General features: G+C 56.6%; 23 protein-coding genes and 2 tRNA genes. 6 read left to right on the forward strand and 19 right to left on the reverse strand.

What is annotated here, in order from left to right:
- Nucleotides 1-6: 6 nt before the first annotated feature.
- The 16 genes from hisC to V8J88_RS20825 form a co-directional block, all read right to left on the reverse strand.
- Complete coding sequence (hisC, locus tag V8J88_RS20750) at nucleotides 7-1,116, reverse strand: histidinol-phosphate transaminase (RefSeq protein ID WP_338846175.1); 1,110 nt, start codon at nucleotides 1,114-1,116, stop codon at nucleotides 7-9.
- A gap of 2 nt (nucleotides 1,117-1,118) precedes the next feature.
- Nucleotides 1,119-1,916: a site-specific DNA-methyltransferase gene (locus V8J88_RS20755; protein WP_338846176.1), complete on the reverse strand. Its 798-nt coding sequence runs from the start codon at nucleotides 1,914-1,916 to the stop codon at nucleotides 1,119-1,121.
- A complete protein-coding gene (hisD, locus tag V8J88_RS20760; RefSeq protein WP_338846177.1) occupies nucleotides 1,913-3,223 on the reverse strand; it encodes a histidinol dehydrogenase in 1,311 nt (436 codons plus the stop codon). Before hisD ends, V8J88_RS20755 begins: the two co-directional genes overlap by 4 nt.
- The gene (hisG, locus tag V8J88_RS20765) at nucleotides 3,220-3,921 is read right to left on the reverse strand and encodes an ATP phosphoribosyltransferase (protein WP_338846178.1); all 702 of its coding nucleotides are present in this window, start codon (nucleotides 3,919-3,921) and stop codon (nucleotides 3,220-3,222) included. Before hisG ends, hisD begins: the two co-directional genes overlap by 4 nt.
- A complete protein-coding gene (murA, locus tag V8J88_RS20770) occupies nucleotides 3,918-5,168 on the reverse strand; it encodes a UDP-N-acetylglucosamine 1-carboxyvinyltransferase (RefSeq protein WP_338846179.1) in 1,251 nt (416 codons plus the stop codon). The genes hisG and murA overlap by 4 nt, the downstream gene beginning before the upstream one ends.
- Complete coding sequence (locus tag V8J88_RS20775; protein ID WP_338846180.1) at nucleotides 5,161-5,403, reverse strand: BolA/IbaG family iron-sulfur metabolism protein; 243 nt, start codon at nucleotides 5,401-5,403, stop codon at nucleotides 5,161-5,163. The genes murA and V8J88_RS20775 overlap by 8 nt, the downstream gene beginning before the upstream one ends.
- A gap of 12 nt (nucleotides 5,404-5,415) precedes the next feature.
- Nucleotides 5,416-6,177 carry an ABC transporter permease gene (locus V8J88_RS20780; RefSeq protein WP_338846181.1) on the reverse strand — a complete coding sequence of 254 codons (762 nt, stop codon included), beginning with the start codon at nucleotides 6,175-6,177 and terminating at the stop codon, nucleotides 5,416-5,418.
- On the reverse strand, nucleotides 6,177-7,079 hold the full coding sequence (locus V8J88_RS20785) for an ABC transporter ATP-binding protein (RefSeq protein WP_338846183.1): 903 nt from the start codon (nucleotides 7,077-7,079) through the stop codon (nucleotides 6,177-6,179). Before V8J88_RS20785 ends, V8J88_RS20780 begins: the two co-directional genes overlap by 1 nt.
- 147 nt (nucleotides 7,080-7,226) lie before the next feature.
- Entirely contained in the window at nucleotides 7,227-7,502 is a 276-nt protein-coding gene (locus V8J88_RS20790) for an STAS domain-containing protein (RefSeq protein WP_338846184.1), read from the reverse strand.
- Nucleotides 7,499-8,125: an ABC transporter substrate-binding protein gene (locus V8J88_RS20795; RefSeq protein WP_338846185.1), complete on the reverse strand. Its 627-nt coding sequence runs from the start codon at nucleotides 8,123-8,125 to the stop codon at nucleotides 7,499-7,501. Before V8J88_RS20795 ends, V8J88_RS20790 begins: the two co-directional genes overlap by 4 nt.
- A 79-nt stretch (nucleotides 8,126-8,204) precedes the next feature.
- Nucleotides 8,205-9,110 (reverse strand): VacJ family lipoprotein, encoded by a 906-nt coding sequence (locus V8J88_RS20800; RefSeq protein ID WP_338846186.1) that lies wholly within the window; start codon nucleotides 9,108-9,110, stop codon nucleotides 8,205-8,207.
- A complete protein-coding gene (gene mlaD, locus V8J88_RS20805) occupies nucleotides 9,107-9,583 on the reverse strand; it encodes an outer membrane lipid asymmetry maintenance protein MlaD (protein ID WP_338846187.1) in 477 nt (158 codons plus the stop codon). The genes V8J88_RS20800 and mlaD overlap by 4 nt, the downstream gene beginning before the upstream one ends.
- 33 nt (nucleotides 9,584-9,616) lie before the next feature.
- Nucleotides 9,617-10,399: a lipid asymmetry maintenance ABC transporter permease subunit MlaE gene (mlaE, locus tag V8J88_RS20810; protein WP_338846188.1), complete on the reverse strand. Its 783-nt coding sequence runs from the start codon at nucleotides 10,397-10,399 to the stop codon at nucleotides 9,617-9,619.
- A complete protein-coding gene (locus V8J88_RS20815; protein ID WP_338846189.1) occupies nucleotides 10,396-11,199 on the reverse strand; it encodes an ABC transporter ATP-binding protein in 804 nt (267 codons plus the stop codon). The genes mlaE and V8J88_RS20815 overlap by 4 nt, the downstream gene beginning before the upstream one ends.
- A 112-nt stretch (nucleotides 11,200-11,311) precedes the next feature.
- On the reverse strand, nucleotides 11,312-12,088 hold the full coding sequence (locus tag V8J88_RS20820) for a DsbC family protein (RefSeq protein WP_338846190.1): 777 nt from the start codon (nucleotides 12,086-12,088) through the stop codon (nucleotides 11,312-11,314).
- Between the two features lie 46 nt (nucleotides 12,089-12,134).
- Nucleotides 12,135-13,382, reverse strand: a complete 1,248-nt coding sequence (locus V8J88_RS20825; RefSeq protein WP_338846191.1) for an FAD-dependent monooxygenase — start codon at nucleotides 13,380-13,382, stop codon at nucleotides 12,135-12,137.
- A gap of 231 nt (nucleotides 13,383-13,613) precedes the next feature.
- Here V8J88_RS20825 and V8J88_RS20830 point away from each other — a divergent pair.
- The 5 genes from V8J88_RS20830 to V8J88_RS20850 all read left to right on the forward strand — a co-directional run bounded on the left by V8J88_RS20830 (nucleotide 13,614) and on the right by V8J88_RS20850 (nucleotide 15,465).
- Nucleotides 13,614-13,689, forward strand: a tRNA-Phe gene (locus V8J88_RS20830).
- 30 nt (nucleotides 13,690-13,719) lie between these two features.
- Nucleotides 13,720-13,795: transfer RNA gene (locus V8J88_RS20835), tRNA-Phe, on the forward strand.
- A gap of 241 nt (nucleotides 13,796-14,036) precedes the next feature.
- Entirely contained in the window at nucleotides 14,037-14,507 is a 471-nt protein-coding gene (locus V8J88_RS20840) for a MarR family winged helix-turn-helix transcriptional regulator (protein ID WP_338846192.1), read from the forward strand.
- Nucleotides 14,508-14,539: 32 nt separating this feature from the next.
- Nucleotides 14,540-14,935 carry a DUF1398 family protein gene (locus V8J88_RS20845; protein ID WP_338846193.1) on the forward strand — a complete coding sequence of 132 codons (396 nt, stop codon included), beginning with the start codon at nucleotides 14,540-14,542 and terminating at the stop codon, nucleotides 14,933-14,935.
- 185 nt (nucleotides 14,936-15,120) lie between these two features.
- A complete protein-coding gene (locus V8J88_RS20850; RefSeq protein WP_338849949.1) occupies nucleotides 15,121-15,465 on the forward strand; it encodes a zinc ribbon domain-containing protein YjdM in 345 nt (114 codons plus the stop codon).
- A gap of 110 nt (nucleotides 15,466-15,575) precedes the next feature.
- Here the strand turns inward: V8J88_RS20850 and V8J88_RS20855 are convergent, their stop codons facing one another.
- Genes V8J88_RS20855 through V8J88_RS20865 form a run of 3 tightly spaced genes read right to left on the reverse strand, consistent with a single transcriptional unit; the run spans nucleotide 15,576 to nucleotide 17,364 of the window.
- The gene (locus V8J88_RS20855; RefSeq protein ID WP_338846194.1) at nucleotides 15,576-15,899 is read right to left on the reverse strand and encodes a hypothetical protein; all 324 of its coding nucleotides are present in this window, start codon (nucleotides 15,897-15,899) and stop codon (nucleotides 15,576-15,578) included.
- Nucleotides 15,896-16,519 (reverse strand): hypothetical protein, encoded by a 624-nt coding sequence (locus V8J88_RS20860; RefSeq protein WP_338849995.1) that lies wholly within the window; start codon nucleotides 16,517-16,519, stop codon nucleotides 15,896-15,898. Before V8J88_RS20860 ends, V8J88_RS20855 begins: the two co-directional genes overlap by 4 nt.
- Complete coding sequence (locus tag V8J88_RS20865; RefSeq protein WP_338846195.1) at nucleotides 16,516-17,364, reverse strand: pentapeptide repeat-containing protein; 849 nt, start codon at nucleotides 17,362-17,364, stop codon at nucleotides 16,516-16,518. The genes V8J88_RS20860 and V8J88_RS20865 overlap by 4 nt, the downstream gene beginning before the upstream one ends.
- 501 nt (nucleotides 17,365-17,865) lie before the next feature.
- On the opposite strand from V8J88_RS20865, the gene V8J88_RS20870 reads away from it, so the two are divergent.
- Nucleotides 17,866-18,195, forward strand: a complete 330-nt coding sequence (locus tag V8J88_RS20870; RefSeq protein ID WP_338846196.1) for a copper-binding protein — start codon at nucleotides 17,866-17,868, stop codon at nucleotides 18,193-18,195.
- The last annotated feature ends 2 nt before the right edge of the window (nucleotides 18,196-18,197 follow it).

Genomic DNA, 18,197 nt, shown 5'->3' on the forward strand with positions numbered 1-18,197 from the left:
TCCGGCTCAGTTGAGCGAGTCCAGCGCCGCCTTCAAGGCCGCCAGCATCGCCTGGTTTTCTTCCGGCGCGCCGATCGTGATGCGCAGGCAGTTGGACAGCAATGTATGCATTTTACCCACATTTTTGATCAGCACCTTGTGCTGCAGCATGTGTTGGAAAACGCGCTCGCTGTCAGCCACCCGCACTAACAGGAAATTGGCGGCGGAAGGGAATACCTGCACCCCTGGCCACGCCGCGATTTGCTGCGCCAATTGCTCACGCGCCTGGCAGATTGCAGCGGCCTGGATGTCAAACAGGCTTAAATGATCCAGCGCGAAATTGGCCGCCGCCTCTGTCAGAACATTGACATTGAAGGGCGGACGCAGCTTTTCCAATTGCGCCAGCAAATCAGGATGCCCGCTCATATAGCCGAGACGGATGCCGGCCAGCCCCAGTTTGGAAACGGTGCGCATAACCAGCATATGCGGGTATTGCGGCAAGCGCTCCATCCAGCTGACCTGGGCGAACGGTTGATAGGCCTCATCCAGCACGACCAGGCTGCGCCCGGCGCAGGCCTGCAAAATCGCTTCGATATCGCTGTCTGCAAATAAATTGCCGGTCGGGTTATTCGGGTAGGACAAGTACACCAGAGCCGGCTGTTCGCGCGCAATCGCCGCCAGCATGGCCGGCATATCCAGTGTGAAATCGGCTTGCAGCGGCACGCCGGTGAATTCCAATCCGGCAATCTGGGCCGACATCGCGTACATCACAAAGCTTGGCGCCGGCGAGAGCACGCGCGCGGCGCGCCCGTCGGCGTCTTTTTGCGCGCAAGCCAGCGCCAGCAGGCTGATTAATTCATCCGAGCCATTGCCCAGAATCAGCGGATAGCCGGGCGGCACGCCTAAGCGCTCAGCAATTTTTTGCTTTAAGCGTTGATAGTCCGGGGTCGGATAGCGGTTCAAAGCCACCTGCGCCAGCACGGCCCCTAATTGCTGGCGCAGTTGCGGCGGCAAATGATAGGGATTTTCCATCACGTCCAGCTTCACCATGCCATGCGCGTCTTGCACATGGTAAGCCGCCATTTGGCGCACATCGGGGCGAATCAATTCCAGCAGACGGGTGGGCAATGCAGTCATGGCTAAGCCTGTTTGACGAGTGATTGGGATAAAGGGGCGGCAATCCGCGCAGCATCTATGCGCCGCTGCGCAATCGCACAATAATCGGGATTCAATTCAAAACCGCAGAAATGGCGGCCACAGCGCAACGCCGCCACGGCTGAGCTGCCGCTGCCCATGAAAGGGTCTAACACCACCCCGCCGGGGGGACAGGAAGCCTTGACCATACGCTCAATGATTTCCAGCGGCTTTTGGGTCGGGTGTTCAGCCCGCTCCGGGTGTTCGCGATGCAGGCGCGCCACACTCCACACATCTTTCGGGTTGTAGCCGACTTCCAGCCATTTGGCGCCGACAAAAATCGAGCGCGTGCGCGCTTTCTTGGTTTTTTCGTCGTAAGGAATGCGCACCGCATCCAGATCAAAGTAATAATTCTTGCGCAAGGCGAACAGGCCAATGGTGTCATGCACCGAGCTGAAGCTGCGCACGCTGCCGCCCATTGACGGCACCCGTCTGTCCCAGATGATTTCATTAATCATCAGCATGCGCTGCTTGAGCAGCACAAAGATTTCCGGTGAAAAACGCCAGGTCAGGAAGATATACAGGCTGCCGCTGTCTTTCAGCTTGGGAAGCGCCAGATCAATCCAGGTTTGCGTCCAGTCCAGATAATCCTGCACGCTTTTGCGGTCAGAATCATTGCCATAATCTTTGCCCAGATTGTAGGGCGGGTCGGCCAGAATCAAATCCACCGATTGCGCCGGCAGGCGCGCCAAGCCGTGCAAGGCGTCTTCACAGTAAATGCGATCCAGCCATTCCATCATCATTCCTGCACATCCAGGCGCATTTCAGCGCTGCGCGCGTGCGCCTGCAAACCTTCGCCATGCGCTAACAGGCTGGCGATGCGTCCCAGTCCCTGCGCGCCATCGCGGCTGATGTGCAGCAGGCTGGAGCGCTTTTGGAAATCCAGCACCGAGAGCGGCGAGGAAAACCGCGCCGTGCCGGCAGTTGGCAAAACGTGATTCGGGCCGGCGCAGTAATCGCCCAGCGATTCAGAAGCATACGGGCCGATGAAAATCGCGCCGGCGTGGCGGATTTTATCCACCAGCGTCTCCGCCTCGCGGCAGGACAGCTCCAGATGCTCAGGCGCGATGCGGTTGGCGATCTCGCACGCCTGATCCAAATCGCGCACTTTGATCAAAGCGCCGCGTTGCGCCAGCGAAGTGGCAATCACGGCGCTGCGCGGCATGTCCGGCAGCAGACGCGCCAGCGCGGCTTTGACCTGCTGCAAATATTCGGCATCGGGACACAGCAAAATGGATTGCGCCATTTCATCGTGCTCAGCCTGGGAAAACAAATCCATCGCGATCCATTCCGGATCGGTGGCGCCGTCGCAAATCACCAGAATTTCGGAAGGCCCGGCGATCATATCAATCCCGGTCACGCCAAACACACGGCGCTTGGCCGCCGCCACATAGGCGTTGCCGGGGCCGGTGATTTTATCCACCGCCGGCACGCTTTCGGTGCCGTAAGCCAATGCCGCCACAGCTTGCGCGCCGCCAATCGCAAACACGCGCGAGGCTCCGGCCAAGGCCGCCGCCGCCAGCACCAGTGGATTGCGCACCCCGTCAGGCGTCGGCGCCACCATGATGATTTCGCCCACTCCGGCCACCTTGGCCGGCATCGCATTCATTAACACCGAGCTGGGATACGCCGCCTTGCCGCCGGGGACATAGATGCCGACGCGATCCAGCGGCGTCACTTTTTGTCCCAGCAAATTGCCCTGTTTGTCGCGCCAGCTAAAACCGCCGCCGCAAGCTTCTTTTTGCCGCGCGTGATATTCATAAATGCGCAGTGCGGCTTGCTCCAGCGCAGCGCGCTGCTCTGCCGGCAGGCTGTGCAGCGCGGCTTGCATTTCCACCTCGCCGATTTCCAATTCCGCCATGCTGGCCGCCTGCAGGCGATCAAAGCGGCGGGTGTATTCCAGCACAGCAGCGTCGCCGCGTGTGCGCACATCTTGCAAAATCGCGCGCACGCTGTTTTCTATCGCTTCATCCTGCTCGGCTTCATACGCCAGCAGCTGGCGCAGGGCGGCGTCGAAGTCAGGCCCCTGCGCATCCAGTTCGCGGATCATGCTGCGTCCCCTTTTGCGCTTGCTTCCTGGCTGGCGCGCGCGAAAGCGGCCAGAATCGGCTGCAGGCGTTCGCGTTTGATTTTCAGCGCGGCTTGATTCACGATCAGGCGTGAGGACACATCCATAATGTGTTCGACTTCTTCCAGATTGTTGGCGCGCAGCGTGCTGCCGGTGGACACCAGATCGACGATTGCATCTGACAAGCCGACCAGCGGCGCCAATTCCATCGAGCCGTACAGCTTGATCAAATCGACATGCACCCCTTTGCGGGCGAAGTGTTCACGCGCGGTTTGCACAAATTTGGTGGCCACGCGCAAACGCGCGCCCTGCCGCACCGCATTCGCATAATCAAAGCCCTTGGGCGCCGCCACCGCCATGCGGCAGCAGCCGATATTCAAATCAATCGGCTGGTACAGACCTTCGCCGCCATGCTCCAACAACACATCCTTGCCGGCCACGCCGAAATCCGCCGCCCCGTACTGCACATAAGTCGGCACGTCAGTGGCGCGCACAATCAGCACGCGCAAATGCGGGTCGCTGGTGGCCAGAATCAGCTTGCGCGATTTTTCCGGATTTTCCAGCATGCGCACCCCGGCAGCTTCCAACAGCGGCAGGGTGTCTTCAAAGATGCGTCCCTTTGACAGGGCCAGCACCAGGGGCTGCTGCTCGGCAGCCGGTTCAAGGATGGATGAGTTCATTTGATACGCTTAATGTTCGCTCCCAGCGCCGACAATTTGACTTCCATTCTGTCGTAGCCGCGATCAAGGTGGTAAATGCGGTCAACCAGGGTTTCGCCTTGCGCCGCCAGGGCGGCGATCACCAGCGAGGCGGAGGCGCGTAAATCAGTCGCCATCACTGGCGCGCCGAGCAATTGCGGCACGCCTTTGATAATCGCGGTATTGCCTTCGATTTCAATATCCGCGCCCAGCCGTTTGAGTTCCTGCACATGCATAAAACGGTTTTCAAAAATCGTTTCGGTGACATGACTGGCGCCATCGGCGACGCAATTCACTGCCATGAATTGGGCTTGCATATCGGTCGGGAAACCAGGGTATTCGGTAGTGCGGAAGCTGATCGGGCGGGCGCGCTGCGTCATGCGCGCCTGCATCCAGTTATCGCCGCATTCGAGTTGCAAACCGGCTTCGCGCAGCTTGTCGAGCAAGGCATCCTGGATATCGGGACGCACCCCGGTCAAACGCAAATCACCGCCGACCGCCGCCAGCGCACACAGGAAGGTGCCGGTTTCAATCCGGTCAGGAATCACATCGTGCTGGGCGCCATGCAAACGCTCAACCCCTTGCACCACCAGACGATCCGTGCCAATGCCTTCAATTTTGGCCCCCATCTTCACCAGCAGATGCGCCAAGTCCGTCACTTCAGGCTCGCGTGCGGCGTTTTCCAGCACCGTCTCGCCTTCCGCCAAAGTGGCCGCCATCAACAGGTTTTCGGTGCCGGTGACGGTAATCATATCGGTCACGATGCGCGCCCCGCGCAGGCGTTTGGCGCGCGCGTGGATGTAGCCGGCTTCCAGCGTGATTTCCGCGCCCATCGCCTGCAAACCCTTGATGTGCTGATCAACCGGACGCGAACCAATGGCGCAGCCGCCCGGCAGGGAGACGCGCGCTTCGCCGAAACGCGCCAGCATCGGGCCTAACACCAGAATCGAGGCGCGCATGGTTTTCACCATATCGTAAGGCGCTTCCAGCTTGTCCACTGCCGCTGCTTGCAGCAACCATTGCCCGTTTTCCTCACGGATTTGCATGCCGGTTTGCGCCAGCAATTTGCGCATAGTGGAAACGTCCTGCAGGCGCGGCACATTGCCCAGCGCCACTTCATCGGCAGTCAATAATGCTGCGCACAAAATCGGCAGGGCGGCGTTTTTGGCGCCGGCGATTTGCACTTCCCCATGCAGGCGCTGACCGCCGCTGATGACTAATTTATCCATTTGCCTGATCCTCTTCCGGGGTCAGGGTTTGCATTGACAGCGCATGAATTTCTTCACGCATGCGGTCGCCCAGCACCGCGTACACGATTTGATGGCGCTGCACCGAACGCTTGCCGGCAAAGGCGGGCGAAACGATCACGGCGCGGAAGTGCTGGCCGTCGCCTTCGACTTCAAGCCTGCTGCACTCCAGGCCGGCGGCGATGTAGCCGCGAATATTTTCTGCTGTTGTAGTCATAGTGTGTGTGGGTCAGTGACGCAATTTATAGCCGCGCTTCAACAAACGCAGCGCCAGCAGCGCCAAGCCGATGAAGAACAGGCTGACGATGGCCAGGCTGGTGGCGGGCGGCACATCAGACTGCCCGAAGAAACCATAGCGGAAGCCATCGATCATATAAAAGAAGGGGTTTAAGTGTGACACCGCTTTCCAGAACGGCGACAGACCATTGACGGAATAGAAAACCCCGGCCAGGAAGGTGGCCGGCGCAATCAAAAAGTTTTGAAACGCCGCCAACTGGTCGAATTTATCCGACCATAAGCCGGCGATCACGCCCAGAGTGGCCAGAATGCCGGCGCCCAGCAGCGCGAACAGCAGCGTCCACAAGGGGGCCACGAAATGCAATTTGGCGAACCAGACGGTGGCGATAAACACGCCAAAGCCGACCACCAGACCGCGCACCATGGCCGCCGCCACATAGGCGGCGAAAATTTCGACATGGGATAAGGGCGGCAGCAATATAAACACCAGATTGCCGGTGATTTTTGACTGCACCAGGGAAGAGGAAGAATTGGCGAAAGCGTTTTGCAACACGCTCATCATGACCAGGCCGGGCACTAAGAAAGACAGATAGCTGACGCCGGGATAGGCCTGCACATGGTCGGCCAGCACCTGGCCGAACACCAGTAAATACAAAAGCGCGGTTAACACCGGAGCGGCGACGGTTTGCGTGGCCACTTTCCAAAAACGCAGATTTTCTTTGTACAAGAGGGTGCGAAAGCCGACTGAAAACATTATTGGCTCCCTCCCATGACTTGCAAAAACACATCTTCCAGATCGGCCTGCTGCAAATGCATTTCCTCAATTTTGCAGCCGGCGGCGCGCACGGCGGCCAACACGCCTTCGACTTCACTGTAATCCGTAATACGCAAGGCATGGCTGCCGTTGTGCGAAGGATGCGCCAACAGATGTTGCAGCGCGGGCGGCAAATCCGCCGGCTGCAGACGCAGGTTTAATTGCATGCCGGAGATGTGTTTCAGCAGGGCTTGCATGCTGTCCTGGCGCACCACTTTGCCGCTTTTCAACATGGCGACGCGGCGGCACAATTCCTGCGCTTCTTCCAGGTAGTGGGTGGTGAGAACGATGGTGTGGCCTTGCTGATTTAAGCGCGAGATGAATTTCCATAGAGTCTGGCGCAATTCGACATCCACCCCGGCGGTCGGCTCATCAAGCACAATCACAGGCGGTTTGTGCACCAGGGCTTGCGCCACCAGCACGCGGCGTTTCATGCCGCCGGAGAGTGCGCGCATATTGGCATCGGCCTTGCTGCTCAAGCCCAGGTTTTCCAGCACTTCATCAATCCAGTCATCGTTTTTAGCCAAACCGTAATAACCGGATTGCAGGCGCAGCGTTTCGCGCACCGTGAAAAAGGGATCGAACACCAGTTCCTGCGGCACCACGCCCAGAGAGCGGCGCGCATTGCGGTAATCAGCTTGCACATCAAAACCAGCCACTTTGACGCTGCCGCTATCGGCGCGCACCAAGCCGGCGATGATGGAAATCAGGGTGGTTTTGCCGGCCCCGTTCGGCCCCAGCAAACCAAAGAATTCGCCCTCTTCGACCGTAAGCGAGACTTGATCCAGCGCCTGCAGGTCTTTATAGCGTTTGCTGATTTGCGTGATTTGTATCGCTGACATGTTAGATGCTTCCGCGCGCCGGTCTTTGCAATGCACAAAGTCTTTGATTATATGGGATTTTCAGCCCGCTGGCCAAAGCCGGCAAAAAGCGCGGCGCGGCTGCAGAAAGGCGCACAGGCGGTGCGCAGCAGGCGCAAACAGACAGGATCAATGTCGGTGATGAGGCAGAATCAGTTCTTCCACGCCATACATTTGAATCAGGCTCAGCAGATTTGCCGGCAGATGGTGAAATTCGAGAGGAGTATGCTGCGCGCGTGCGGCGCGCAGCCAGGCCAGCAGGGTGGCGACGGCGCTGGAATCGAGTTGCTGCACCGCGCTGAAGTCCAGGCCGGTGCAGCCGCCTTTCAGCGCATCGAGGCCGATTTGCAGCACTTGGCGCGCGCTCGCGCAAGTGATCTGCGCCGGCAGCGTGAACATTGTCATTTCGCGCCTTTCGCCGCCGCCAGTTTTTGATTGCGCTCAGTCAGGGTTTTGATCAAGCCATCCATGCCGTTTTTCGTGATTTCGCTGGCGAAATTGCCTTTGTAGGTCTCAACCAGCCAGGCGCCCAGGACGTTGATGTCATAGATTTTCCAGCCGGACGGGGTTTTTTCGAGGCGGTAATTGAGTTGCGCCGGTTCGCCGCGCGCCTGCGTCACCTGGGAACGCACTTCGACTTCCGTGTCAGCCGGATCGGCGCGCATCGGTTTGAATTCGATTTTTTGATTTTTGACTTGCGACAAGGCGCCGGAATAGGTGTGAATCAGGAGGGTGCGGAATTCCTGGGTCAGTTTCTTTTGCTGCTCCGGGCTGGCGTCGCGCCAGAAGCGGCCTGCGGCCATGGAAGTCATGCGCTGGAAATCGACGTGCGGCAGAATTTTGCTTTCAATCAGATCCATCAAGGCTTTTTGATTGCCGGCCTGGATGTCTTTATTGTTTTTCACCACCTCCAGCACTTCGCCGGAAACCCGTTTCACCAGCGCATCCGGCGCTTCCTGCGCGCGCGCCGGGCTGACGGCCAGCAGCAACACGCACAACATCATCCAACATTTCTGCAAAATCTTCATGATCGTTTCCTGTAGTGGCGCCGGCGGTTTGCCGGCCCTGATTCAACGCTTATTCTGCCGGCAACGCCTACCGCCGGCCTTATCTCAGTGTTTCCAAGTGCAACAGCGCAGGCTTGAGGCGCCAGGCGTTGCGCGCCTGCTGCATGGGAAGCGGCGGCAGCGCTTCATATTCTTGCGCCAGGACGGCGGCGGGTTGTGCGTCGCTCTGAACCGCCTGTGGCTGCGCATCGCTTTGAGCCTGCTGCTGCGCGGGGGCGGCCTCATCGCCGGCGTCCGCACCTTGCTCAATCATGCTTGCGCGCCGCTGCAAATAAGCGTCGCGCACGAATTCATAGCGATCCAGCGCGGCTTCTTCCATCAAATTGCCGGCATCCAGCAGGCTGGCGCGCTGATCCAGCAAGCGCAGCGCCGTCCCGCTGTTGCGCTGATAGCGCGGCTTGACCTGGCGCCAGGGATCCGCCGCCAGATCTGCGCCAAAGGCCAGCGAATCGCGGAAAGTGGAGGGGCCGAACACCGGCAACACCAGATAGGGGCCGGACTTGATGCCCCAGACGCCCAAGGTCTGACCAAAATCTTCCTTATGCTTGCTGAGGCCGGCTTCTGAGGCGATATCGAGCAAGCCGCCCAGACCCAGGGTGGAGTTGACCGCCACCCGCATCATGTCATTCAAACCATGCTTGACCTTGCCCTGCAGGAATTGATTGACCATGGTCCAGACGTCGCCGATATTGCCGAAGAAATTGCCGACCCCGGTTTGCACCGGTTGCGGCGTTACTTGTTGATACACAGTGGCCGCCGGCTTGATCGCGGCGCGGTCGAGCGCGTCATTGAAATTGAACATGGCGCGATTGAAACCTTCCAGCGGATCGCGCGGATTGCTGCCGGTGGCGCAGGCCGACAGGCTGGCGACGCAAGCCAGCATAGCGAGTAAGCGCAACAGACGCATCCAGGGCCGCGAGCCACCCTCAGCTTGAGAGGAGTTCATTTTGCCGCATCCTTTCCTTCCGCCGCCTTGCTGTACAGGAATTGACCGATCAAATCCTCCAGCACAACGGCTGATGATGTCATTTTGATCTGGTCGCCGGCAGCCAGATTCTCCGCCGCGCCACCCGCCTCGATGCCAATATATTGCTCGCCGAGCAAGCCTGCCGTCAAGATTTTCAGTGAACTGTCTTTCGGAAATTTATATTCCGCCTGCATATTCAATGTCACCAGGGCATTGAATTTCTTATCGTCGAAACGGATCGCCGCGACCCGCCCCACCACCACGCCGGCGCTCTTGACCGGGGCCTGCGGTTTCAAGCCGCCGATATTGTCAAAGCGCGCGCTGACCTGGTAAGTCTGGCCGCCCAGATTCAAGGAACTCATATTGCCGGCCTTGAGCGCCAAAAACATCAGCGCCGCCATACCGGCCAAGACAAACAAACCCACCCAGACATCAATCGCTTTACGTTGCATGTTATTTCCCGGCGCGCCAGCGCCTGCCTTCCCTTATTTATTGAACATTAATGCCGTCATCAGGAAATCCAGCCACCACACTGCAAGCGAGGAAATCACCACGGTGCGGGTCGTGGCGCCGGCCACGTCTTCCGGCGTCGCAGCGGCTTCATACCCTTGGAACAGAGCGACAAAGGTGACCGCCACGCCAAACACAATGCTTTTAATCACGCCATTGGCGATATCCGCCCAGACATCGACCCCGGTCTGCATTTGCGACCAGAATGCGCCCTCGTCCACGCCAATCAGCTTGACCCCGACCACCCAGCCGCCGATCACGCCGACTGCGGAAAACAGTGTGGCCAGAATCGGCATCGAAATCACGCCGGCCCAAAAGCGCGGCGCCAGCACGCGCGCAACCGGATTCACCGCCATCATTTCCATCGCCGCCAATTGTTCGCCGGCCTTCATCAGGCCGATTTGCGCTGTCAGCGAAGTGCCGGCGCGCCCGGCGAACAGCAGCGCAGTCACCACCGGCCCCAATTCACGCGTCAGCGATAAAGCCACCAACAGGCCCAGCGCCTGTTCGGAGCCGTATTTATTCAAGGTGTAATAGCCCTGCAAGCCCAGCACCATGCCGACAAACAGGCCGGAGACGCAAATAATCAACAGAGAATAATTGCCGATGAAATGGATTTGCTGCAGCACCAGACCGGGGCGTTTGAGCAAGCCGCCGGAGACGGCGATCAAATTCAGCAGGCTGCGCGTGGCGTAGCCGATATGCGCCACCAGTTGGCGCAGATTGCGCCCGATGTTTTCGGCCAGTTGCAAAATCATGCGCCGCCCTCCAACCCGAAATCCTGGGCCAGACTGCGCCCCGGATAATGAAACGGCACCGGGCCGTCTGCTTCCGCGCGCACAAATTGTTTGACAAAGGGATCTTCCGAGGCGCGCATTTGCGCCGGATCGCCGTGCGCCACAATCCGCCCCTTGGACAGAAAATACACATAATCGGCGATTTCCAGCGATTCATGCACATCGTGCGACACCAGAATCGAAGTCGAACCCAGCGCGAGATTTAATTTGCGAATCAGATTCGCGGTCACGCCTTTGGAAATCGGATCCAGGCCGGCAAACGGTTCGTCATACATGATCAAGGGCGGATCCAGCGCAATCGCGCGCGCCACCGCCACCCGGCGCGCCATGCCGCCGGACATCTCGCCCGGCTTCAGATACGCCGCATTGCGCAGACCGACCGCATGCAACTTCATCAATACCAGATCGCGAATCAACTCTTCCGGCAAATCGGTGTGCTCGCGCAAGGGGAAGGCGACATTTTCAAACACCGATAAATCAGTAAACAAAGCGCCATGCTGGAACAGCATGCCCATTTTGCGCCGCAATTGATACAAAGCGTCCGTATCCAGCGCATGCACATTCAGACCATCCACCGTGACGCTGCCGGCTTGCGGCCGCAGCTGGCCGCCGATCAAGCGCAGGATGGTGGTTTTGCCGGAACCGGAGCCGCCCATCACCGCCACTACCTTGCCGCGTGCGAATTCCATTTGCAGACCGGACAAAATTGAACGGTCGCCAAAACCAAATTCCAGATCACGGATTTCGACAAGATTAGACATGGGCAGCATTGCGCCCACAGTCCGCAGGCGTTAATGAATTTTGAGTCAGATATTTTACCACGGCTGAAAATTTCCGCCCGGCGCCCTTCAAGCCGCCGGGCGGATGCCCGATTTATTGCTTAATGGAAGACAACTTTTGTTCCAGCATGCGCGCATCGATTGCGCCTGGAATGCGGGAACCGTCCGCAAAGAAAATGGCCGGGGTGCCATTGATGCGCAGCTTGCGCCCCAATTCCGCCACTTTTTCATTCGGGTTGGCGCAATTCGCCGGGGCTGCCGGCGGCTGCTTGTTTTCAATCATCCAGTCATCCAGCGCTTTCACTTTGTCCGGGCTGCACCAGATGTTTTTCGATTTGACGGAAGAGTCTTCCGACAGAATGTTGTACAGGAAGGTGTAAATCGTCACATTGTCGATTTCCTTCAGAGTGGTTTGGCGGAAGCGTTTGCAATAGCCGCAATTCGGATCTTCAAAAATCGCCATCACGCGCTTGCCATCGCCCTTCACCACTTTCATGGCCAGATCCAGCGGCAGATCGCTGAACTTGATCTTATTGATTTCATCCACCCGCGCCTTGGTGTAATTCTCATAGGTCTTGCTGTTGAGAATATTGCCGACGAACAGGAATTCGCCTTTGCGGTCGGTGTAGATAATGTCGCCATTGGTGCGCACTTCATACAAGCCGGAATACGGGGTCAGGCGCACCGAGTCCACTTTCACGCCATCGCCCAAACGCGGCTCAATGATGCGCTTGACTTCGGCTTCAGTCGCGGCGTCGGCTGCCGGGGCGGCGGCTTTGGCGACTTCCGCTTTCTTTTGCGTGCTCTGCGCATATGCGCCAGCGGCCAGCACGGCCAGCGCCGCCAATACTGCAAACTTGTGCTTCCTCATCTTTTCTCCAATAGCGTCGAGTTTCATGGTGTGCTTCCTGCCGGTTTTATTTGCCGATTGCCTGCGCAATCAATTGCCGCTTTAAGACCGGAAATTTATCCAACAAGTTCAGCCCCAGATTGCGCACCGCGCGCAGAGGCCCCAATTCGCTGCCAAATAAACGGGCCAGCGCATCAGTGGTGAATTGCATCAACATCACATCTTCTTTTCTGGCGCGCGCATATTGCGCCAACACCTGGGCGTCGCCTGCGCTGCGCTGCGGAGCGCGCTCTTGCAGCGCTTGCAACAACGCGGCGATATCGGCAAAGCCCAGATTCATGCCATGCCCGGCCAGCGGGTGCACCACATGCGCAGCGTCGCCGATCAAGGCCACATGCGGCGCAATCACACTGTGCGGGCGCATCAATTGCAGCGGAAAACCGCGCGCCTGCTGCGGCGGCAAGGGCGTCAAGGCGCCAAACTGGTTGGCGCACAATTCTTCCACATGGCGCGCCAATTCTTCCACCGGATGATGCAGCCATTGCGCCGCCAGCGCCTGTGGCGCTGACCACACCATGGAAACCTGATCGCCCGGCAGCGGCAGCAGCGCTAAAATCCCCTGTCCGCTCAAAAACCATTGCCAGGCCACGCCATGATGCGGCTTGGCGCAGGCGAAATTGCACACAATCGCAGTCTGGCCGTAGGGACGGTAATCCAGGCCGATATCAAGCTGGCCGCGCACCCAGGATTGCGCACCATCCGCGCCGATCAATAATTCCGTGACGATGCGCAGCATTTGCCCGCTGCCGTCGCGCACGTCCAATTCCGCCCGCTGTTCATCGCTGCGCAAGGCAAGCGCTTGCGCTGGCAAAATTTCCAGATTCGGCGCAAAACGCAACGCCGTATCCAGCGCCTGATTCAAATTGCCGTCTTCCAAAATAAAGGCCAGCCGCTCCACATGCGCCGAAAAGGCATCGAAATCCAGCTTGCCGGCGCTGCCGTCGCCGGCATCGCCAATGATTTGCATGCCCTCGACCGGCGCAATCCGCTCTTGCTGCATAGCGCCCCAGACTTTCAGCCCGGACAGCAAGTCATGCGCCGTATTATTCAAAGCATACACACGCAAATCCCAATCAGTGGACGGGCGCGGCGCAGCTGCGCCGGCTTGCGGTGGAACCAGCATCAAAACCTGGAAACCGGCTTGCGCCAGCGCCAACGCGCAGGTTTTGGCAATCGCGCCATTGCCAACGATGCACACGGGAACCTGCCTCTCGGCAAGCGCCACAGAACGCGAAAGGGTGTCTTGGGTAGTCATCCCGGCATTATCCCGCATTTGCGCCTGCAGCGCAGATACATGCACGCCAAAGCAGACCGCCGCCGCAACAAACAAGCTATCAAGTCGCTAATCATAGCGCAAAAAAGATATATTTTTATCATCATCCACTTGATTTACAGGAGTGACTTGCAGCTTTCTTCAGTTTTTTCAGAAAAAACCTGGAATACGCCTTGCACGCAAAAAAAGAGCTGCTATAATCCTCCCTTCGTTGGCCCGGTAGCTCAGTCGGTAGAGCAGAGGATTGAAAATCCTTGTGTCGGTGGTTCGATTCCGCCCCAGGCCACCAACGATTTCCCGGGCTGTTGCAGCCCGTGTTGGCCCGGTAGCTCAGTCGGTAGAGCAGAGGATTGAAAATCCTTGTGTCGGTGGTTCGATTCCGCCCCAGGCCACCAAGTTTTTCTATAAAAACGCCGATCTTCACAGGTCGGCGTTTTTTTTCGGCGGTATAGACCCCCTGCGCCACGCCATCCCCACTTAACACGGCAACAGAGCGCATGCGCTCAGAATATCCCCCTGCAAAATTCGATATCGCGCGATGCCGCGCAATTCCCCTATGCGCCAACGGGGGCGCAAAACATGATTGACATTTGTTTCCACGGAAACTAAACTTCCACAAGTTTCCGGAGAAACCTAATGAACCAACACGATGATCCAATCCAACCGTCGCCGCTGGAAGCCCACCTCGGTTTTTGGCTGCGTTTTGTTTCAAACCACGTATCAAACCGTTTTCAACAGTTGCTTGAAGAAAAAGGCGTCAGCGTTACCGAATGGGTCGCGCTGCGCACGCTCTGGGCGCGTGATGAAACCAGCCATGCCGCGCTGATCCAGACTCTGGGCATGACCAAAGGCGCTGCGTCCAAGGTCATATCGCGGTTGGAGGAAAAAGGCTTGGCAGGTCGCCAATTGCTTGACGGCCGCGCCCGTGAGCAAAGCTTGAGCCTGAGCGCTGCCGGCAAAGCCCTGGTGCCACAACTGGCCGCCTTGGCCGACGCAAATGACGCCCACTTCTTTGGCCACCTGCCAGCCGCTGAGCGCTTGGCGCTGACCCGGGCCATGCAAGCCCTGGTGCAATACCACCAACTCAAAGACATCCCAACCGCCTGATACAACAGGCATCTTTGCAGCGAAGAGAAATCATGAATCAAAGCACACTCGACACTATTCACTCGACTTTTGAAGCATCCAAACAAGGCGCCATCCAATTCGGCCAAGTCATTGCGCAACTGATAGCCGCCGGCGTGGAGTCTTACCACGTAGATTACCGCGCTGGCCGCATTACCTTTTATCTGCCTGACGGCAGCAGCACTGATTGCAGTTTCGAAAAGCCGCAACATGGAATCGCCGACGCTTTTGACAGCGCCGCCGTGCACGCCGCAGTCCTGGGCGCGCAGCAGGGGAAGGTGCAGTACCCTGAATTCAAACAACTCACGCAGCAAGCTGGCTGCGTTGGCTATACAGTCTGGATTGCGGGCCGCCATGTGTCCTACCTGGGGCGGCGGGGCGAGACGCATGTAGAACATTTTCCTGACTGAATGGGTCAGAAATCTCCAAGCCGGGCCAGATTGCGCTGCAGCCATCAATCTGCGCGCACCTCCTGAGGCGCGGGACGCAAGAATCGCCAGAGCCGGCTGGAACCTTTCAGTGTGATGGTATACTCCCGCAGCAACATTCCCAACGCCAGACGGCAAGCCGCTCTGGCGTCTTTCATTTGGAGCCTATCATGTCCCTGCCCGCCTGCCCGCAATGCACTTCCAACCTGACTTATGACGACGGCATGGGCAATTATGTTTGCCCGGAATGCGGCCACGAATGGCCGCAACAAGCCGCCGCCGCTGAAGCCGAAGCTGCGCGCGTCTGGCGCGACGCCGCCGGCAATGTTTTGCAGGATGGCGACACGGTGGTGGTGATCAAGGATTTGAAGCTCAAAGGCGGCGGCGGCGTGGTCAAGCAAGGAACCAAAGTGAAAAACATCCGCTTAGTCGATGGCGACCATGATATCGATTGCAAAATCGACGGTTTCGGGTCTATGGGTTTGAAGACGGAATTTGTTAAAAAGGCTTGAAGCTGATGCTACTGATGCTTACTGCTCACCCGAACCAAAGAACCGCTCACCGAGAGATGCATTCACACAAATTAACCAAGCCTATCCACTAACTCGACCAACGTTAACTTTTAGTTTTTATCCATATCAGTCCCGAGAACTTGTAATTGCTGAACCTCGAGCCTTATTGCCTCAGTAAGCTCGGAAACTTCAGAGGAATGGAGTCGATATTCGGCAGTTACCTGCTCTTGACTCTTATTGGCAAGGAAAAATAGCTTACCCGCAACCTCTAGGAGCAGACTTACCAATTTTGAGCATCGATTAAGGCTGTTGGCTTGTACCCAGCGCTCAAGTGCTCCGCTAGACATTCCATAGAGTTCCTCGCGCCAATGTACACTGTTTACAGCGAGAAGAACTTCTCGCTGAGCGGCGATACGATTGTTGAATTCAGTCATCTTCTTACCTCGGCGAGTAGTTGACGCATCCAGGATTGGATGGCAGGAGCCGCCCTAAGTACAAGCATAACCTCCTGGTCCGACAGCGCAAGACCAATTCCACGCGTTGATAACACTCGTGCGCGCGTAAGCACACCAAAGGCCTCTGCATCTATGCTCAGTGGTGAATCAATCAACAAGGGTGACCTTCTTGAGAAAACGGGGTGGCCATGCCAGATAGAATAGCAGGTAGCAAAGTTCCTAATACCCAGGAACATACAAGACAGATTGAAAGTAGCATTCACTCGAGTTTTTAATAGTTGATTAAACGAATCAAAAAAAAGGTTGGCGAACTTATTGCAGTCCTCCTCTCCAGCTGTGTAAGCAGCAGGAGCACCCAAGGAGGCGATGAAGTCTATGCCATCTGACGAAAACAAGAGCCTTGATTCCAAATGCAGGTGCCAAGCAAACGGATTTCCCTCTGTCCATAAGCGGCGCAATCGATCATGCTGATATACCGAGAATTTTTCCGTGTCAATATCAGAATTAGGCCCTGTGATGCAGGCAAGGATGTCGACATCTGATGCCTTATCGACTTCCCCCCGGCAAATCGAACCAAATGCGTAGAAATGCATGTTCATCGGCGTCCAAAGCGTTTGACCAAGAGCGCCGTGAGTAAGGATAACGCTATTAGTCTGGTAGCAACGATCGCCGAAGCGGCTGCAATCGCGTGTGATGGACGAGAAAGGGTTCCCAAGAATATTGCCGGCGCGGCTTTCAGACTCTCCCAGTAGTCTAGGATGGTGGCCGAGGTACTAGAAGTATTGGCATCGTAAACAGCAATGACTATCATCACAATGATGATCGATCGCAGCAGCTTGGAAATACTCTCACCATTCCCCCAGACAAAATGAAGCACCCAGAACTCTAGCCAAGCCAGAAACTGGCGGACGCGCAAAAGACCTGGGTACTTCTTACGGTGAAACTCATCCTCAGATTGCCAAGATTCACGTAAATGACGTGCCGTAGCATCAAGTTCTTGCGTGATTGCCTCATTTACCGCTTTAGCATCCCCAACCTGTTGGAAGTTCATACGCAATGAGCGCGCGAAACGCATCTTGAGATTCTGCTCCCTAGGGTTCCATGCAGTGAGAATATCGGAATCAATTTGACAACGCTCGAAGGTCGCGTAGTCAAATCTGGAGCCGGGAAAACTCGACTGATGGAAGTTAGAGCCGATAAATCTACACCCAGTGAAATTACACGAATCAAAAACGCAGTTGCGAAAATAGCAGCCTTCAAACAAACTATGCTCGAACGACACGTTCTTGAATGTAATCCTGCTTGCGTTTAGGCGGGTGAAATTCTTAAATTTGAATGCAACAGCCTCATACACAACGTTTTGGGCAACGTAGTGGTCAGTAATGGTCTGTCTGTTGCCCGGAGAATAATCAGCCGGAATCGCAGGCAAGTTATCGTCTGTCATTTGGGTTTCGCAATTGGGTTAGCTCACATTTGCTCAAAGCCAGTCTTCTAATACTCAGCTAAGACCTAGGATTCAAATGATTCTATTATCGCTCTTTAGCTATGATGCCGCACAAATTTTTGCGTTGAACATCCACCACTGCAGTTTCCACCGAGGACCGCATTACACATGCACAAATAATATTTTATCTTCATCACTGGCCGTTGGCAGGGAGCGACATACAGCTCCTGACACCGTTCGGATATTGCTGCATACATTTTCAGCGCCACGCCACTCTGACAAAAACCACCACTAGTTGACATGAAAGTGCACAATCGCCCCTATCTTCTCTGCTGTTGCTCCTTCTATCAAATGTCAAATACCCTGTCCTGATGCATAGCAAAGCACCTTTGAAAAAGCGTAAAAATATTGTAACAAAATTAATTATCAACAAGCCATCGCAAGCCCGCTCCCGCTTGCTACAATCCATGATTATTCCCTTCTGATGCAAGGAGTCTTCCGATGCGCTTTTTATCCCCCCTGATCCTGGCCGCCGCTTGTTTGAGCGTATTGCCGCAGCAAGCCGCGTTTGCACAATCTATCTATGAACAAGCCGCCAAAAGCCCGGACTGGGCTGAAGGCCGGGTGCAGAAAATTGACCTCAAAGAAGGCAAGGTCACCATCAAACATCTGGGCATGCGCAATTTTCTGAATCAGGCTGGCGTAATCGTCTTGCCGGCGCAAGACAAAAAAATACTCGAAGGCATGAAACAGGATCAGGCGATTATTTTCAAAACCGGACAGGGTGCGGATGGCAGGCCGGTATTGTTGGCCTTCATGCCGCAAGTTTGAAG

The sequence above is a fragment of the Massilia sp. W12 genome, from assembly GCF_037300705.1.
Taxonomy (GTDB): domain Bacteria; phylum Pseudomonadota; class Gammaproteobacteria; order Burkholderiales; family Burkholderiaceae_D; genus JACPVY01.

Excerpts from the sequence above, each read along its gene's own strand:
- hisC (WP_338846175.1), bottom strand. The coding sequence starts at position 1,116 with ATGACTGCATTGCCCACCCGTCTGCTGGAATTGATTCGCCCCGATGTG.
- V8J88_RS20755 (WP_338846176.1), bottom strand. The coding sequence starts at position 1,916 with ATGATGATGGAATGGCTGGATCGCATTTACTGTGAAGACGCCTTGCAC.
- hisD (WP_338846177.1), bottom strand. The coding sequence starts at position 3,223 with ATGATCCGCGAACTGGATGCGCAGGGGCCTGACTTCGACGCCGCCCTG.
- hisG (WP_338846178.1), bottom strand. The coding sequence starts at position 3,921 with ATGAACTCATCCATCCTTGAACCGGCTGCCGAGCAGCAGCCCCTGGTG.
- murA (WP_338846179.1), bottom strand. The coding sequence starts at position 5,168 with ATGGATAAATTAGTCATCAGCGGCGGTCAGCGCCTGCATGGGGAAGTG.
- V8J88_RS20775 (WP_338846180.1), bottom strand. The coding sequence starts at position 5,403 with ATGACTACAACAGCAGAAAATATTCGCGGCTACATCGCCGCCGGCCTG.
- V8J88_RS20780 (WP_338846181.1), bottom strand. The coding sequence starts at position 6,177 with ATGTTTTCAGTCGGCTTTCGCACCCTCTTGTACAAAGAAAATCTGCGT.
- V8J88_RS20785 (WP_338846183.1), bottom strand. The coding sequence starts at position 7,079 with ATGTCAGCGATACAAATCACGCAAATCAGCAAACGCTATAAAGACCTG.
- V8J88_RS20790 (WP_338846184.1), bottom strand. The coding sequence starts at position 7,502 with ATGACAATGTTCACGCTGCCGGCGCAGATCACTTGCGCGAGCGCGCGC.
- V8J88_RS20795 (WP_338846185.1), bottom strand. The coding sequence starts at position 8,125 with ATGAAGATTTTGCAGAAATGTTGGATGATGTTGTGCGTGTTGCTGCTG.
- V8J88_RS20800 (WP_338846186.1), bottom strand. The coding sequence starts at position 9,110 with ATGAACTCCTCTCAAGCTGAGGGTGGCTCGCGGCCCTGGATGCGTCTG.
- mlaD (WP_338846187.1), bottom strand. The coding sequence starts at position 9,583 with ATGCAACGTAAAGCGATTGATGTCTGGGTGGGTTTGTTTGTCTTGGCC.
- mlaE (WP_338846188.1), bottom strand. The coding sequence starts at position 10,399 with ATGATTTTGCAACTGGCCGAAAACATCGGGCGCAATCTGCGCCAACTG.
- V8J88_RS20815 (WP_338846189.1), bottom strand. The coding sequence starts at position 11,199 with ATGTCTAATCTTGTCGAAATCCGTGATCTGGAATTTGGTTTTGGCGAC.
- V8J88_RS20820 (WP_338846190.1), bottom strand. The coding sequence starts at position 12,088 with ATGAGGAAGCACAAGTTTGCAGTATTGGCGGCGCTGGCCGTGCTGGCC.
- V8J88_RS20825 (WP_338846191.1), bottom strand. The coding sequence starts at position 13,382 with ATGACTACCCAAGACACCCTTTCGCGTTCTGTGGCGCTTGCCGAGAGG.
- V8J88_RS20840 (WP_338846192.1), top strand. The coding sequence starts at position 14,037 with ATGAACCAACACGATGATCCAATCCAACCGTCGCCGCTGGAAGCCCAC.
- V8J88_RS20845 (WP_338846193.1), top strand. The coding sequence starts at position 14,540 with ATGAATCAAAGCACACTCGACACTATTCACTCGACTTTTGAAGCATCC.
- V8J88_RS20855 (WP_338846194.1), bottom strand. The coding sequence starts at position 15,899 with ATGACTGAATTCAACAATCGTATCGCCGCTCAGCGAGAAGTTCTTCTC.
- V8J88_RS20860 (WP_338849995.1), bottom strand. The coding sequence starts at position 16,519 with ATGAACATGCATTTCTACGCATTTGGTTCGATTTGCCGGGGGGAAGTC.
- V8J88_RS20865 (WP_338846195.1), bottom strand. The coding sequence starts at position 17,364 with ATGACAGACGATAACTTGCCTGCGATTCCGGCTGATTATTCTCCGGGC.
- V8J88_RS20870 (WP_338846196.1), top strand. The coding sequence starts at position 17,866 with ATGCGCTTTTTATCCCCCCTGATCCTGGCCGCCGCTTGTTTGAGCGTA.